The organism is Enterobacter sp. DSM 30060, assembly GCF_013375955.1.
GTDB classification, from domain to species: domain Bacteria; phylum Pseudomonadota; class Gammaproteobacteria; order Enterobacterales; family Enterobacteriaceae; genus Enterobacter; species Enterobacter intestinihominis.
The window spans coordinates 3,791,723-3,803,119 of the sequence record NZ_CP056118.1; the positions used below are offsets into that span (position 1 = coordinate 3,791,723).

18 protein-coding genes and 2 tRNA genes are annotated in these 11,397 nt (G+C 53.8%); all 20 read left to right on the forward strand.

The window, feature by feature from the left end; genetic code table 11:
- The first annotated feature begins 2 nt into the window (after positions 1 to 2).
- Positions 3 to 206, forward strand: coding sequence for a hypothetical protein (locus HWQ15_RS18145; protein ID WP_063216510.1), 204 nt, complete (start codon positions 3 to 5; stop codon positions 204 to 206).
- A gap of 3 nt (positions 207 to 209) precedes the next feature.
- On the forward strand, positions 210 to 1,388 hold the full coding sequence (locus tag HWQ15_RS23290; protein ID WP_255319022.1) for a DUF551 domain-containing protein: 1,179 nt from the start codon (positions 210 to 212) through the stop codon (positions 1,386 to 1,388).
- A gap of 31 nt (positions 1,389 to 1,419) precedes the next feature.
- A complete protein-coding gene (locus HWQ15_RS18160; protein ID WP_059596222.1) occupies positions 1,420 to 1,653 on the forward strand; it encodes a hypothetical protein in 234 nt (77 codons plus the stop codon).
- Between the two features lie 211 nt (positions 1,654 to 1,864).
- The gene (locus tag HWQ15_RS18165) at positions 1,865 to 2,320 is read left to right on the forward strand and encodes a YbcN family protein (RefSeq protein ID WP_063849959.1); all 456 of its coding nucleotides are present in this window, start codon (positions 1,865 to 1,867) and stop codon (positions 2,318 to 2,320) included.
- On the forward strand, positions 2,320 to 2,490 hold the full coding sequence (locus tag HWQ15_RS18170) for a NinE family protein (protein ID WP_032652810.1): 171 nt from the start codon (positions 2,320 to 2,322) through the stop codon (positions 2,488 to 2,490). Before HWQ15_RS18165 ends, HWQ15_RS18170 begins: the two co-directional genes overlap by 1 nt.
- Positions 2,483 to 3,124, forward strand: a complete 642-nt coding sequence (locus HWQ15_RS18175) for a recombination protein NinG (RefSeq protein ID WP_063849957.1) — start codon at positions 2,483 to 2,485, stop codon at positions 3,122 to 3,124. The genes HWQ15_RS18170 and HWQ15_RS18175 overlap by 8 nt, the downstream gene beginning before the upstream one ends.
- Positions 3,125 to 3,233: 109 nt before the next feature.
- Positions 3,234 to 3,923, forward strand: coding sequence for a bacteriophage antitermination protein Q (locus HWQ15_RS18180; RefSeq protein WP_176587404.1), 690 nt, complete (start codon positions 3,234 to 3,236; stop codon positions 3,921 to 3,923).
- Between the two features lie 97 nt (positions 3,924 to 4,020).
- A tRNA-Met gene (locus HWQ15_RS18185) sits at positions 4,021 to 4,098 on the forward strand.
- 3 nt (positions 4,099 to 4,101) lie between these two features.
- A tRNA-Arg gene (locus tag HWQ15_RS18190) sits at positions 4,102 to 4,177 on the forward strand.
- A gap of 189 nt (positions 4,178 to 4,366) precedes the next feature.
- Positions 4,367 to 4,672: a phage holin family protein gene (locus tag HWQ15_RS18195; RefSeq protein WP_154815988.1), complete on the forward strand. Its 306-nt coding sequence runs from the start codon at positions 4,367 to 4,369 to the stop codon at positions 4,670 to 4,672.
- Positions 4,659 to 5,135: a glycoside hydrolase family protein gene (locus HWQ15_RS18200; protein ID WP_045348743.1), complete on the forward strand. Its 477-nt coding sequence runs from the start codon at positions 4,659 to 4,661 to the stop codon at positions 5,133 to 5,135. The genes HWQ15_RS18195 and HWQ15_RS18200 overlap by 14 nt, the downstream gene beginning before the upstream one ends.
- Positions 5,132 to 5,527 (forward strand): DUF2570 domain-containing protein, encoded by a 396-nt coding sequence (locus HWQ15_RS18205; protein WP_063135921.1) that lies wholly within the window; start codon positions 5,132 to 5,134, stop codon positions 5,525 to 5,527. Before HWQ15_RS18200 ends, HWQ15_RS18205 begins: the two co-directional genes overlap by 4 nt.
- 263 nt (positions 5,528 to 5,790) lie before the next feature.
- Entirely contained in the window at positions 5,791 to 6,009 is a 219-nt protein-coding gene (locus HWQ15_RS18210; RefSeq protein WP_032935985.1) for a hypothetical protein, read from the forward strand.
- The gene (locus HWQ15_RS18215) at positions 6,006 to 6,212 is read left to right on the forward strand and encodes a hypothetical protein (protein ID WP_032935983.1); all 207 of its coding nucleotides are present in this window, start codon (positions 6,006 to 6,008) and stop codon (positions 6,210 to 6,212) included. The genes HWQ15_RS18210 and HWQ15_RS18215 overlap by 4 nt, the downstream gene beginning before the upstream one ends.
- Positions 6,213 to 6,215: 3 nt before the next feature.
- Positions 6,216 to 6,854: a putative metallopeptidase gene (locus HWQ15_RS18220; RefSeq protein ID WP_058663661.1), complete on the forward strand. Its 639-nt coding sequence runs from the start codon at positions 6,216 to 6,218 to the stop codon at positions 6,852 to 6,854.
- A gap of 32 nt (positions 6,855 to 6,886) precedes the next feature.
- The gene (locus HWQ15_RS18225; RefSeq protein ID WP_022651005.1) at positions 6,887 to 7,366 is read left to right on the forward strand and encodes a DUF2280 domain-containing protein; all 480 of its coding nucleotides are present in this window, start codon (positions 6,887 to 6,889) and stop codon (positions 7,364 to 7,366) included.
- The gene (locus HWQ15_RS18230) at positions 7,353 to 8,831 is read left to right on the forward strand and encodes a DNA-packaging protein (RefSeq protein WP_063216482.1); all 1,479 of its coding nucleotides are present in this window, start codon (positions 7,353 to 7,355) and stop codon (positions 8,829 to 8,831) included. Before HWQ15_RS18225 ends, HWQ15_RS18230 begins: the two co-directional genes overlap by 14 nt.
- 60 nt (positions 8,832 to 8,891) lie before the next feature.
- Positions 8,892 to 9,092 (forward strand): hypothetical protein, encoded by a 201-nt coding sequence (locus HWQ15_RS18235; RefSeq protein WP_063216484.1) that lies wholly within the window; start codon positions 8,892 to 8,894, stop codon positions 9,090 to 9,092.
- 69 nt (positions 9,093 to 9,161) lie between these two features.
- Entirely contained in the window at positions 9,162 to 10,511 is a 1,350-nt protein-coding gene (locus HWQ15_RS18240; RefSeq protein WP_063216486.1) for an anti-CBASS protein Acb1 family protein, read from the forward strand.
- The gene (locus tag HWQ15_RS18245) at positions 10,471 to 11,397 is read left to right on the forward strand and encodes a phage minor head protein (protein ID WP_063216488.1); all 927 of its coding nucleotides are present in this window, start codon (positions 10,471 to 10,473) and stop codon (positions 11,395 to 11,397) included. The genes HWQ15_RS18240 and HWQ15_RS18245 overlap by 41 nt, the downstream gene beginning before the upstream one ends.

Sequence of the window (11,397 nt, forward strand, 5' to 3'; positions counted from 1 at the left end):
GCATGGCTGACAAATGCCTCCGCTGTGTAACCGGGATGATCGGCGCGATGAAGATTTATCAGGGCGACTGGGAGCAAAGCGTTGCCTTGTTTGAAAAGAAAATCGCCGACTGGAATGAGCGCACGCGTCATTACGCGATCCCTCATCCGGGCTTTGCCAATAAGTTTAACCATTGCCCAATGTGCGGCAGGAAGGTTGAGGACTAGCCCATGACATTAACCAAAGAATGGCTAAAGCATACCATCGCGGAGCTTGAAGAAGAGCGCGATGCTGTGCCCGGAGTTGTAAACGAAGATGCGGCCAAGGCGCTCGCTGCGATGAAACTGGCGCTGGCATCGCTCGAAGCGGAGCCGGTGTCAGTCAACGACGATATGGCTTATGCATTCCATCATGCGATATCAGATTCATCATTAGGCTCTGACGAAGTTGAAGAAATTAAGGCTGGGTTGCGTGCTGCATTCGCTAATGTCACCGCCCAGCCAGCGCCGGTATCTGTGCCTGATGATATAGACACTCGCATGAAAAATGCCGGTATGTTATCTGCGGCAGAAATTATTGCTGGCCAGCCGATTGATGCATTCATGAAGCATGCGGGTGTAGTGGATTTAGAAAGCCTGCTTAAGTGGTCTGAAATGCGCCGCGCTGAGTTCCTCCGTATGCAGGCAAAATATGAGTTGGGCGACAATCAAAAGGACGACATGTACGAGTGGGTTATCTCTCACGTCGCAGCTTTCAGCGAACTTCACGTTAACATCCGCGCCGCCATGCTTCAGGGTGCCGATGGTACCCTCACCAATGAAGGTACCATACCAGTCACGCAATTTAAGCCGGTAGCAGACCTGTACGGCTTAACCTCACCAACTGGTGGCGAAACATCATTCACTTTCGACGCTGTTGAAGCTCGCGATTTCATTGATGGCGGTTGGTTATGTCAGGAGTACGTGACGCTGGAACGGTATCAGGAAGCGATAACCAACCATACCGAGGATAAGCTCGCTATGGTTGACCATTCCGGTGACTCCAACAATATGGTTGAACCTGTAACGACGGCTTACAAGTTGCGCGATGCGGTGGAAACCATTCGCAGCTCCGGTATAGCAATCGATGCCGATAAAATATTTGCAGAGCGCGATGTTCTCAACTCTCCGGTGATTCCGGATGGTTGGGTGGCTTGCAGTGAGCGGATGCCTGAAGACGATGACTTCGTTTATATCTGGCCTCGTCCCGATTTTGGTGTCGAGTTGCATGTTGCTCAGTACGGAAAATTCGATAAAAGAGATGCTGGCTGGTACGCGCAGGTATACGAGCAAAATTACGGCATTGAATATTATCCGGTAAGGGTCACCCACTGGATGCCACTGCCAGCAGCACCTCAGCAGGAGGTGTGATGTGGATGAGAAAACAAAGATTTTAGAGGTAATGCAAGCTAGAGCTGCTCAGGAAGAGAAAGTCCTTGGCGGCAGATATCCAGTCAGGATGGCTACATGGAATCTTCGCCTGGCAATGGAGGCTAGATTCCCAGATGAAGAGTGGAAGTCAGCAGAGCTTCGCAAGATTTTAACCGAGATGGCTAAGGAAGGGCTCGTAACAAAAGACTTAGGCCACAGCAGGATAGGTCAGGCTGTATGGAGGCTTGAGAAGCGCGACGCCTAACCAATTCGCCGCATAACAAAACGTCAAGCAACGTTTGATTTCCAATAATCATCCATCCATAATTAAGTCATCGGAGCCTGAACAACTCCGGTGACTTCTGCGCATTTAAGGGGACTTAAATGCGACCACAATCTGAACTCCTCACCTTGTCACAGATGCAGAAATGCACCTGCGATTTTCTGCATTCTGCGGTTTCCTTTAAGGAGGCCGTATGACTCTGCCAGTAGACGGTATCAAACTCCATCGCGGCAACTTCGCGGCCATAGGCCAGCAAATTCAGCCATTGCTGGATGCAGGCCAATGCTTCCGCCTTCAGGTTAAGCCATGGCGCGAGAAGCGCAGCCTGTCTCAGAACGCACTCAGCCACATGTGGTACACGGAGATCAGTAAATACCTCATCGCCCGCGGCAAGACCTTCGCTACTCCTGAGTGGGTCAAAGACGCGATGAAGCACACCTATCTCGGCTACGAAAGCAAAGACCATGTAGACGTCGTGTCCGGCGAGGTCACCACCGTCCAATCCCTCCGCCATACGTCAGAGCTGGAAACCGGCGAGATGTACATCTTCCTGTGCAAAGTCGAAGCCTGGGCAATGAATATAGGCTGCCACCTGACCATTCCGCAGAGCTGCGAGTACCAGCAGCTGCGCGATAAGCAGGAGGCCTGATGTCTACTCCACTTTCCCGCGTCATCACAAACGAAATATTCCGCGTTCCGGCGCGCCGCCAGCGTAAGCCTGCGGTTAAGCCGTCCGATATCCCAACACTGAAGGGCTACACCGCCCGCCTGGTGGATCAGAAATGGCTGCGCCTCGCGGCAAGGAGAAATCATGCGTAAACCATCCCGCCGTAAGTGCAAAGTATGCGGTGAATACTTCGTACCGAAATTTCACGACATCCGGATCCGCTGGTGCAGCCCGGAGCACGGCGCAATCCTCGCGATGGAAGAGCGCGAAAAGGAGAAGGTGAAAGCTGCGGCTAAGCGCATCAAGGAGCAGAAGGAAGCCGAGAAGGCCGGGCGCAAACGCCGTAAGGAGCGTCTGGCAGAGCTAAGGCCTGCCGGTTACTACAAGGCGCAGGCTCAGCAGGCTTTCAACGCCTACATCCGTGCGCGAGATGCTGATTTGCCATGCATCAGCTGCGGAGAGACCAACCCGCCCGATCTGCACGGCGGCCAGTGGGACTGTGGCCACTTCAAATCTGTAGGTGCAAACCCTGAGCTGCGCTTTGAAGAGCGCAACGCCCATAAGCAGTGCAAATCCTGTAATGGCGGCGCTGGCAAATACACCGCCAAAGAGGCGACGGTCGCGCAGCAATACGAAGCTGGCCTGGTCGCTCGTTACGGCCAGGAATACGTCGACTGGCTCAATGGCCCTCATGAGATGACCAACTACCGCCGGGAAGACTTCATCCGGATCCGGGATGAGTACCGCGCCAAACTCAAAGCACTGAAACAGCAGGAGGCCGCATGAACCACGCCGACCTCCTCCAGTACCAGGCAGAAAGCGTTAAGCGCGCCAACCTGCCGCCAGTAGCAAAGCACAGCCAGGCCAAAACCAATCAGCCACAGAAGGAAGCCGCATGAACAGTCAGCAACTGGAATACGTACGTCAGCAGCTCATTGTGGCGACCGCAGACCTAAGCTGGGCGACGAAAGGGCAACTGGTAGCTTTCGCCGAGAACGCGCAATTCACCGCGACGGCGCGCAGCCGGGGACGTAAGAAAATCACTGACCCGGTCACCGGCCGGAAAGTTAACCCGGACGGCCCGGCGATGAGTGGCAGCCAGTCCCGCGCTAAGGGCTCATCTATCGCGCTGGTGGGTCCGGTCGAGTTCGTGACAGCATCTTGGCGCCGCGCTGTCATGTCTCTGGAAGAACATCAGAAAGCGTGGCTACTATGGAACTACAGCGAGAATATCCGCTTCGAGTACCAGGTTGCGATCACCCAGTGGGCGTGGGCAGAGTTCCGGGAACAGCTCGGCACGAAGAAAGTGGCCGGCAAGACGCTGGATCGCCTGAAGAAGCTAATTTGGCTGGCGGCGCAGGACGTGAAATTGGAGCTGGCAGGGCGTGAGACGTACGAATATCAGGCGCTGGCGGAGTTGGCTGGCGTGGCGAAATCCACCTGGACAGAAACGTATCTGCCTCACTGGCTGGCGATGCGTAACAGCTTTAAGCGACTCGATAGCGGTGCGCTTATCTCAGTAACGCGATCACGTTCACAACAAAAGGCGACAAATTTAGACGTAAGTCTTGCAAAACCGAACTAAAACGCATATATTTCATGTAAATCTGATATCGTCGCCATAGCTTCGTAGGTCGACAAAGAATTAAGAGCCTCGCTAAATGCGGGGCTTTTTTGTTTCTGGGCCGGAAGCTCATTTGGTATGAGCGGTCCCCTCATAAGGGAAGGGTAGACAGGTTCGAATCCTTCACGGCCCACCAAATTTGCCTGTAGCTCAGAGGAAAGAGCAACCGCCTTCTAAGCGGTTGGTCGCTGGTTCGAATCCAGCCAGGCGAGCCAAACCCAGCCAGGGTATTTACGGCCATAGAGCCGACATTGCCTTACCCTCATCTTCCTGGCTTGTCGCCAGGTTTTTTATTCCAGGCCGCAGACAATCAATTCCAGATGCCACGTAGCTATCGTGTCTGACGGCCTTTCCCCACTACACAAACAGCACCCCGTTTTTTCGGAGGTGATATGGCTAAACGTATGCAAGATAAAGAAAGCATTGCCGGAGTGTCATGGTTGATAGTCCTTGCTCTGTCATGCTGGGGCGGCCTGGTCCGATACCTTATTGACGTTAAGCAGAACAAAGCCACCTGGAGCTGGATCAACGCGCTGGCGCAAATTGCAGTGTCCGGCTTTACCGGTCTTATTGGTGGCCTGATCAGCGTTGAAAGTGGGCTGAGCCTTTACATGATTCTGGTTACGTCGGGCATTAGCGGGGCGATGGGCTCTGTGGCGCTGACGTACTTCTGGGAACGCCTGACGGGGATGAATAATGCAAACAATTAACCCTCAGCGCAAAGCGTTTCTCGACATGCTGGCATGGTCAGAAGGCACTGACAACGGACGGCAGCCGACCCAAAACCACGGTTACGACGTAATTGTTGGCGGATCGCTGTTTACTGATTACTCCGATCACCCGCGCAAACTGATTACGCTGAATCCGAGACTTAAATCTACTGCTGCGGGGCGCTATCAACTACTGGCGCGTTACTGGGATGCATATCGCAAGCAGCTTGGGCTGAATGATTTCTCTCCAGCTAACCAGGACGCTGTTGCTCTCCAGCAGATTAAAGAGCGCGGGGCGCTACCTCTGATCGACCGTGGCGACATTCGCCAGGCTATCGATCGTTGCAGCAATATCTGGGCATCACTTCCCGGCGCTGGTTACGGTCAGTTCGAACATAAAGTTGATGCTCTGATTGCAAAGTTCAAGGCTGCCGGAGGCAAAGTTAACGAGCCTGCATCATGAACACGACCATCATCTCGTTGTTGAAAAAACTTTGGCTTCCAGTTGTCATCCTGTTTGTATTTGCCGTGCTGTCGTGGAAGGTGAATCACTACCGCGACAATGCCATCACCTACAAAGGCCAGCGCGACAAGGCGACGGTCAGGGCAGACACATCGGAAGCGATCACCAACAACGTGATCACCACGATGAACCTTATCCGTGACATCTCACAGGCTACCCAGAATGCAAAGAACGAACTGGCCCATAAAGGCGAGACGCGCATTGTCTACATCAGGCAGGCACTTGAAGGCGATCCGTGTGCTAACCAGCTTGTTCCTTCTGCCGCTGCTGACAGCCTGCGGGAATACGCAGACAGTTTACGTTCCGGCCCCGGTGGTGCCGATAAGCGCTGACCTGACCGCAGACACACCGATCCCCGGAATGGTGGTTCCGTTCACATGGCAGGCAAGTCTCGAGTTAAACGCTCAGCTCTATACGGCGCTGGGGCAGTGCAATCTGGATAAGGCGGCAATCCGCAAAATCGAATCCTCCCGACAAGGAAAGAATGCTCAACCCCAATAAGGCGGTGATCATCATCTTGCTGACGGGTAAGCCGTAAGTGGCTAAGCACTTCTGAGAAGCAGGGCAACAGCTGCGACAAGGCAAAGAGGTAATCATGTCCGACATCTACCAAATCACGCTAACCACCCAAACAGGCGAAACCTTCACGGGCAAGATGTCACGACGTCAGCCTGAGTTGGTAAACGGCTTTGTGCCGCTGGCAACCGAAACAGGCCAGTGGCTTTACTTCGCACCTGCTGATGTGAAGCGTGTGGAGTTCACGCCAGTACCGGCAGAGGAAGAACCGGCAGAAACTGAGGAGTCCGCATCATGAAGAGCGCTTTTATCCCGGTAACGCTTAGCCTGGATGTTTCATCTGCTGGCGAAGAGGCTCAGGCCGTGGCCAGCGAGCTACTCCGCCGCACTAATGGGCTTAGCCCGCGCATTTCTGAAGATGAGGCGCTTCGGATTCTACTGGTCGACGTGACCCGGGATTACCTGAAGGCCAAGAGCAAGGCAGATCAAACAACGGAGTAATCCATGGCTAACGATGACGAGCGCAGGCCATACCCGCCAGTTAACTTCATCGCCTCCGACAACTGGCAGCCATACACCAGACTGATCCCAGCCAATGAAGTGCATGAGTGGGTAAATCGCCAAATCCTGAGCGATACCGGCAGCATCCATAACCATGACCACGAGCACTTGGTTGAGGCCGATCTCTGCTTCATGTGGGCGTCAGACTCATTCGCGAAGAAGGGGCGCTACGTCCTCGGCCAGGCCGAACAGGTAATGCTCCGTGCCGGTGGTTGGCAGAAAGCCAGAATGGAACAGCAGATGCATGAATGGTTCGGGCGCATCCCAAAGTTCATCATCACGCTGGCAGCCGATTACTGCTCACAATGCAGTGACCTCGAATTTTGCGCACTGGTAGAGCATGAGCTTTACCACATCGCCCAGGCCACCGATGATTTCGGCGCGCCAAAGTTCAACAAAGAGACTGGGCAGCCAGTGCTTACACTGCGCGGCCACGACGTCGAAGAATTCACTGGTGTCGTACGTAGATACGGTGCCAGCAAAGAAGTACAGGAGCTCGTTGATGCGGCTAATGCGCCAGCAGAAGTGGCTCACATCGATATAGCCAGGTCATGCGGCACATGCATGCTAAAGCTGGCCTAACAATATGACTGATTATGACAGGCAGGTAACTAATGGCGACACTGAAAGGTGAGGTCAAAGCCTTCATCGTTCAGTCCCTTGCCTGCTTCGATACTCCATCCCAGGTGGTTGAGTTGGTCAAAAAAGAATTTGGCCTGAGCATCACTCGTCAGCAGGTCGAATCACACGACCCGACGAAAGCAAACGGCAGGGGGCTGGCGCAGAAATGGGTGGACATGTTCAATGCCACCCGCGAACGCTTCCAGAATGAAATCTCAGACATACCGATCGCTAACAAGGCGTACCGACTTCGCGTTCTCGACCGCATGGCAACGCGTGCCGAGGGCATGAAGAACCTCGCGCTTACTGCCGAGATTATCGAACAGGCGGCGAAGGAATGCGGCGATGCCTACACCAATAAGCACAAGTTTGAACATTCCGGCCCGAATGGTGGCGCCATCCAGACGATCACCATGAGCAAAGAGGAATACAAATCCGCACGGCAGGAGATGATGGAGGATGACGACTGCTGAGCAAAGGGCATTTGCCCGTAAGGTTGAATGCGAAGAGGACGGGCTCTATTACGCTCGCTACTTCTTCAAGCAGCGCACCGGCGGAAAGATGATTGTCGCGCCTCACCACAAGGTGATTCAGCAAACGCTGGATCGCGTCATTGATGGTGAGATTCAGCGCCTGATCATCAACGTCCCGCCTGGGTACACGAAAACGGAACTGGCGACCATCAATATGATGGGCCGAGGGCTGGCGCTGAACTGCCGGGCCCGTTTCATGCACCTGTCCTATTCGCATAACCTGGCGCTGCTTAACTCCTCAACCGCGCGCGGCATGATTAAGTCGCAGGCCTACCAGTCGATGTGGCCGATGGCGCTGCGCGATGACGCAGACAGCAAGGCGATGTGGTGGACCGAGCACGGCGGCGGCGTTTATGCGTCGTCAGCTGCCGGGCAGGTTACCGGCTTTCGTGCCGGGCACATGGAACCAGGCTGGCAGGGGGCGCTGATTATCGATGACCCGGTTAAGCCAGATGACGCTTACTCAGAGATCGTCCGCGACGGAGTAAACAACCGCTTTAACGAGACAATCAAATCACGACTGGCGATCGAGACGACGCCGATGATTGTCATCATGCAGCGGATCCATTACCACGACCTGAGTGGCTATCTGCTGCGGGGCGGGAGTGGAGAGAAATGGCATCACCTGAATCTGCCGGTGATTATCGACAATAGTCAGCCATATGCGGCGCAGTACCCTGAAAACTCACACGCTATACCGATTGACCATGGCTTACCTGACGGCTGGCTGTGGCCTTTTAAGCACAATGAATCGCATCGTGTATCGCTGTTCTCGCACCGGCGCACCGCAGAAGCCCAGTACATGCAGAAGCCTCGCAGGTTTAATGCAGAAGGCGCTCTGTGGACGGAGGTGATGATCAGTGCGGCGCGCGAGTTGCAAATTCATCACGACAAGGTTCGCACTGTCGTAGCCATTGACCCGCAGGCAACAAACAGCGACGAAAGCGATGAAACAGGTATTGTCGCTGCCAGCTCATATGGTGCTGGTGATAAAAAGCAGTTCTCTGTGGATGGCGATTACAGCGGTAAATTTTCACCTGCTGGATGGGCCAAGAAAGCCATATCGGCTTATGAGCAACACGAAGCTGACGCGATAGTTATTGAGACGAACCAAGGTGGAGACATGGCGGAGGAGACACTCCGCAACGCCGGGTTCAAAGGTCGCATCATTCGTGTCCATGCCAGCAAAGGGAAGTATGCCCGCGCGGAGCCGATATCGGCGCTCTACGAGCAGGGCCGAGTGGCAAATCACGGAAATCTCTACGTGTTGGAGAATCAGCTGATGGAATACATCCCAGCCACTGCGAAGAAATCACCAGACCGCCTCGACGCGATGGTTTACGCACTGACAGAACTGAATGGATCGCAACCTGTAGGGATGATGATTCCAAAACGATTGAGATAATCAATTAAGTTTTGGTTTATCCCTGCCGATTATCTTCTTGAACAAAAATGAGGAGATAATATGGAACAGTTCGATACAGATGATGGCCGTCCACAAATCGTCATAACATTTGAATACATTGATCCAGAAACAGGCAAGAAGGTTTTTGTCTCAAGAGCTGTTGATAAAGCAACATATGATAGCGATTCGGGCGCTTTGTATGCGGAAGCAGAAATGATGGCTCAAGAATTTAAATATCGGATGAAAGAAGAGGGCCTGTAAACCCAATTCTCTTTCTAAGGTCGCTCAGGCGGCCTTTTTTATTGCCATAAATCCACCAACGGACAATCCATGACTGACAAATTAACTCTCGCCGTCAACCATGCGTTGAACGATGCGCGGATGGCGCGCGCCCGTATGGGACTGATGGCGCCAACGATGGGGCTGGACAATAAGCGCCATTCCGCATGGTGCGAGTATGGATTCCCTGAGCAGGTGACCTACGAAAACCTCTATGCCCTTTACCGCCGCGGCGGTATCTCTCACGGTGCAGTTGAGAAGCTGGTGGGCAAGTGCTGGCAGACTAACCCGGAAATCATCGAGGGTGACGATGCCGACGAGAGCAAGGACGAGACCATCTGGGAGAAGAACACCAAAAAGGTTTTCACAAAGCGCCTATGGCGGGCCTTTGCTGAAGCTGACCGCCGCCGCCTGGTCGGGCGCTATGCTGGCATCCTGCTGCATATCAACGATTCAAGAGTATGGGATCAGCCGGTTGTTCGCGGTAAGTCACTTAAAAAGGTAACGATCGCATGGGCCGGTTCGTTAACTGTGAGCGAGTGGGTAACTGACCAGAAATCTGCAGACTACGGGCAACCAAAGCAGTGGAAATACGTTGAGAGCCTGCCAAATGGCGGGACGAATCAGCGCTTTGTGCATCCTGATCGCGTCTTCATCTTGGGCGACTACTCGAATGATGCCATTGGCTTCCTTGAGCCTGGCTATAACGCCTGCGTCAGCCTTGAGAAGGTCGAGGGTGGTTCTGGTGAGTCATTCCTGAAGAACGCCGCGCGGCAGCTTAATGTCAATTTTGAGAAGGAAATCGACTTCAACAATCTCGCGTCACTTTATGGCGTGAGCATTGACGAGTTGCAGGATAAGTTTAACGAAGTTGCCGGGGAAATGAACCGTGGTAACGATGTTCTGATGACAACCCAAGGGGCTACAGTCGCACCACTGGTCACAGCTGTAGCGGATCCGTCAGCGACCTATAACGTCAACCTGCAAACCTTCGCTGCATCTGTTGATATCCCTGTGAAAGTTCTGGTTGGGATGCAGACGGGTGAAAGGGCAAGCACCGAGGATCAGAAATATTTCAACGCGCGCTGTCAGTCACGCCGCGGTGACCTGTCATTCGAAATTGAAGACTTCAGTGACAAGCTCATCGACCTGAACATCATTGATGCTGTCAGCGAGAAGACGGTTATCTGGGATGACCTCAACGAGCAGACAGGAACTGAGAAACTCGCCAATGCCAAAACCATGGCAGAGATTAACCAGACGTTCCAGGGCAGCGGAGAGAATCCGGCATTCAGCCGTGAAGAAATTCGCACGGCAGCCGGTTATGAAAACGTCGATGAATTCCCGTTAGGAGAAGAGGATGACGACGAAAAAGACGAAGCCACCAATTCTGCCGCGTAACTATCAGGATCCGACCGGAGCCGATGCGCTGGAACGCCGGGCAATGAAAGACTTCTCCAGGCGGATGAATAAGATTGGCAAAGCGTACAAATCAGCACTCGACAAAATACCTTCCTCCCTCGCAGTAAACGCCAGATACGAATACCAGCTAAACCCAACGCTACTCTCCATCATCCTGAACGATGCCAGTTACCTGGTGGATCAGGTGCTGCTTGAAGGTGGCGATTACGACCTGTGGTTTTACGAGTACATAGATCTGGCTTCGGAGAAAGGGACCGGGCAGTCGTTCTACAACCTCAGCCAGCAGTCGCCGGTGTACGCCGCTGGTCGTGAGTCGTTAGCGTCCATCCTCGCAAGCGACCCGTACCAGCAACGAATGGCGCTGGTGCATGCGCGTGTATTTGAGGAAATGAAGGGGCTGAGCGCTGACGTTAAGCGCGACATGGCGCGCGTGCTGACTGATGGCGTGGGGCGCGGGCTTAATCCGCTGGAGATTGCGCGCAACCTGACAGACCAGACCGGAATCGAGAAGCGCCGGGCAAACCGTATAGCACGCACTGAAGTGACTACCGCGCTGCGCCGGGCAAAGTGGGATGAAGACCAGGAGGCGAATGACCTATTCGGCCTTAAGACCCTTCTGGTTAACATCTCGGCGCTGTCATCGACCACCCGACATACCCATGCAGTGCGTCACGCCCACCTCTACACCAATGAAGAGGTCCGTGACTGGTACAGCAAGGATGGCAACTCCATCAACTGCAAATGCAGCCAGCAGTCGGTGCTGGTGGATGCGGACGGTAAGCCGGAATACCCGGACACCATTACGAAACTAAAACAGGAATATAAATCGATGCAGGCGCGCGGTTACGCCTGGGCGGAGAAATAA

Excerpts from the sequence above, each read along its gene's own strand:
- HWQ15_RS18145 (WP_063216510.1), top strand. The coding sequence starts at position 3 with ATGGCTGACAAATGCCTCCGCTGTGTAACCGGGATGATCGGCGCGATG.
- HWQ15_RS23290 (WP_255319022.1), top strand. The coding sequence starts at position 210 with ATGACATTAACCAAAGAATGGCTAAAGCATACCATCGCGGAGCTTGAA.
- HWQ15_RS18160 (WP_059596222.1), top strand. The coding sequence starts at position 1,420 with ATGCAAGCTAGAGCTGCTCAGGAAGAGAAAGTCCTTGGCGGCAGATAT.
- HWQ15_RS18165 (WP_063849959.1), top strand. The coding sequence starts at position 1,865 with ATGACTCTGCCAGTAGACGGTATCAAACTCCATCGCGGCAACTTCGCG.
- HWQ15_RS18170 (WP_032652810.1), top strand. The coding sequence starts at position 2,320 with ATGTCTACTCCACTTTCCCGCGTCATCACAAACGAAATATTCCGCGTT.
- HWQ15_RS18175 (WP_063849957.1), top strand. The coding sequence starts at position 2,483 with ATGCGTAAACCATCCCGCCGTAAGTGCAAAGTATGCGGTGAATACTTC.
- HWQ15_RS18180 (WP_176587404.1), top strand. The coding sequence starts at position 3,234 with ATGAACAGTCAGCAACTGGAATACGTACGTCAGCAGCTCATTGTGGCG.
- HWQ15_RS18195 (WP_154815988.1), top strand. The coding sequence starts at position 4,367 with ATGCAAGATAAAGAAAGCATTGCCGGAGTGTCATGGTTGATAGTCCTT.
- HWQ15_RS18200 (WP_045348743.1), top strand. The coding sequence starts at position 4,659 with ATGCAAACAATTAACCCTCAGCGCAAAGCGTTTCTCGACATGCTGGCA.
- HWQ15_RS18205 (WP_063135921.1), top strand. The coding sequence starts at position 5,132 with ATGAACACGACCATCATCTCGTTGTTGAAAAAACTTTGGCTTCCAGTT.
- HWQ15_RS18210 (WP_032935985.1), top strand. The coding sequence starts at position 5,791 with ATGTCCGACATCTACCAAATCACGCTAACCACCCAAACAGGCGAAACC.
- HWQ15_RS18215 (WP_032935983.1), top strand. The coding sequence starts at position 6,006 with ATGAAGAGCGCTTTTATCCCGGTAACGCTTAGCCTGGATGTTTCATCT.
- HWQ15_RS18220 (WP_058663661.1), top strand. The coding sequence starts at position 6,216 with ATGGCTAACGATGACGAGCGCAGGCCATACCCGCCAGTTAACTTCATC.
- HWQ15_RS18225 (WP_022651005.1), top strand. The coding sequence starts at position 6,887 with ATGGCGACACTGAAAGGTGAGGTCAAAGCCTTCATCGTTCAGTCCCTT.
- HWQ15_RS18230 (WP_063216482.1), top strand. The coding sequence starts at position 7,353 with ATGACGACTGCTGAGCAAAGGGCATTTGCCCGTAAGGTTGAATGCGAA.
- HWQ15_RS18235 (WP_063216484.1), top strand. The coding sequence starts at position 8,892 with ATGGAACAGTTCGATACAGATGATGGCCGTCCACAAATCGTCATAACA.
- HWQ15_RS18240 (WP_063216486.1), top strand. The coding sequence starts at position 9,162 with ATGACTGACAAATTAACTCTCGCCGTCAACCATGCGTTGAACGATGCG.
- HWQ15_RS18245 (WP_063216488.1), top strand. The coding sequence starts at position 10,471 with ATGACGACGAAAAAGACGAAGCCACCAATTCTGCCGCGTAACTATCAG.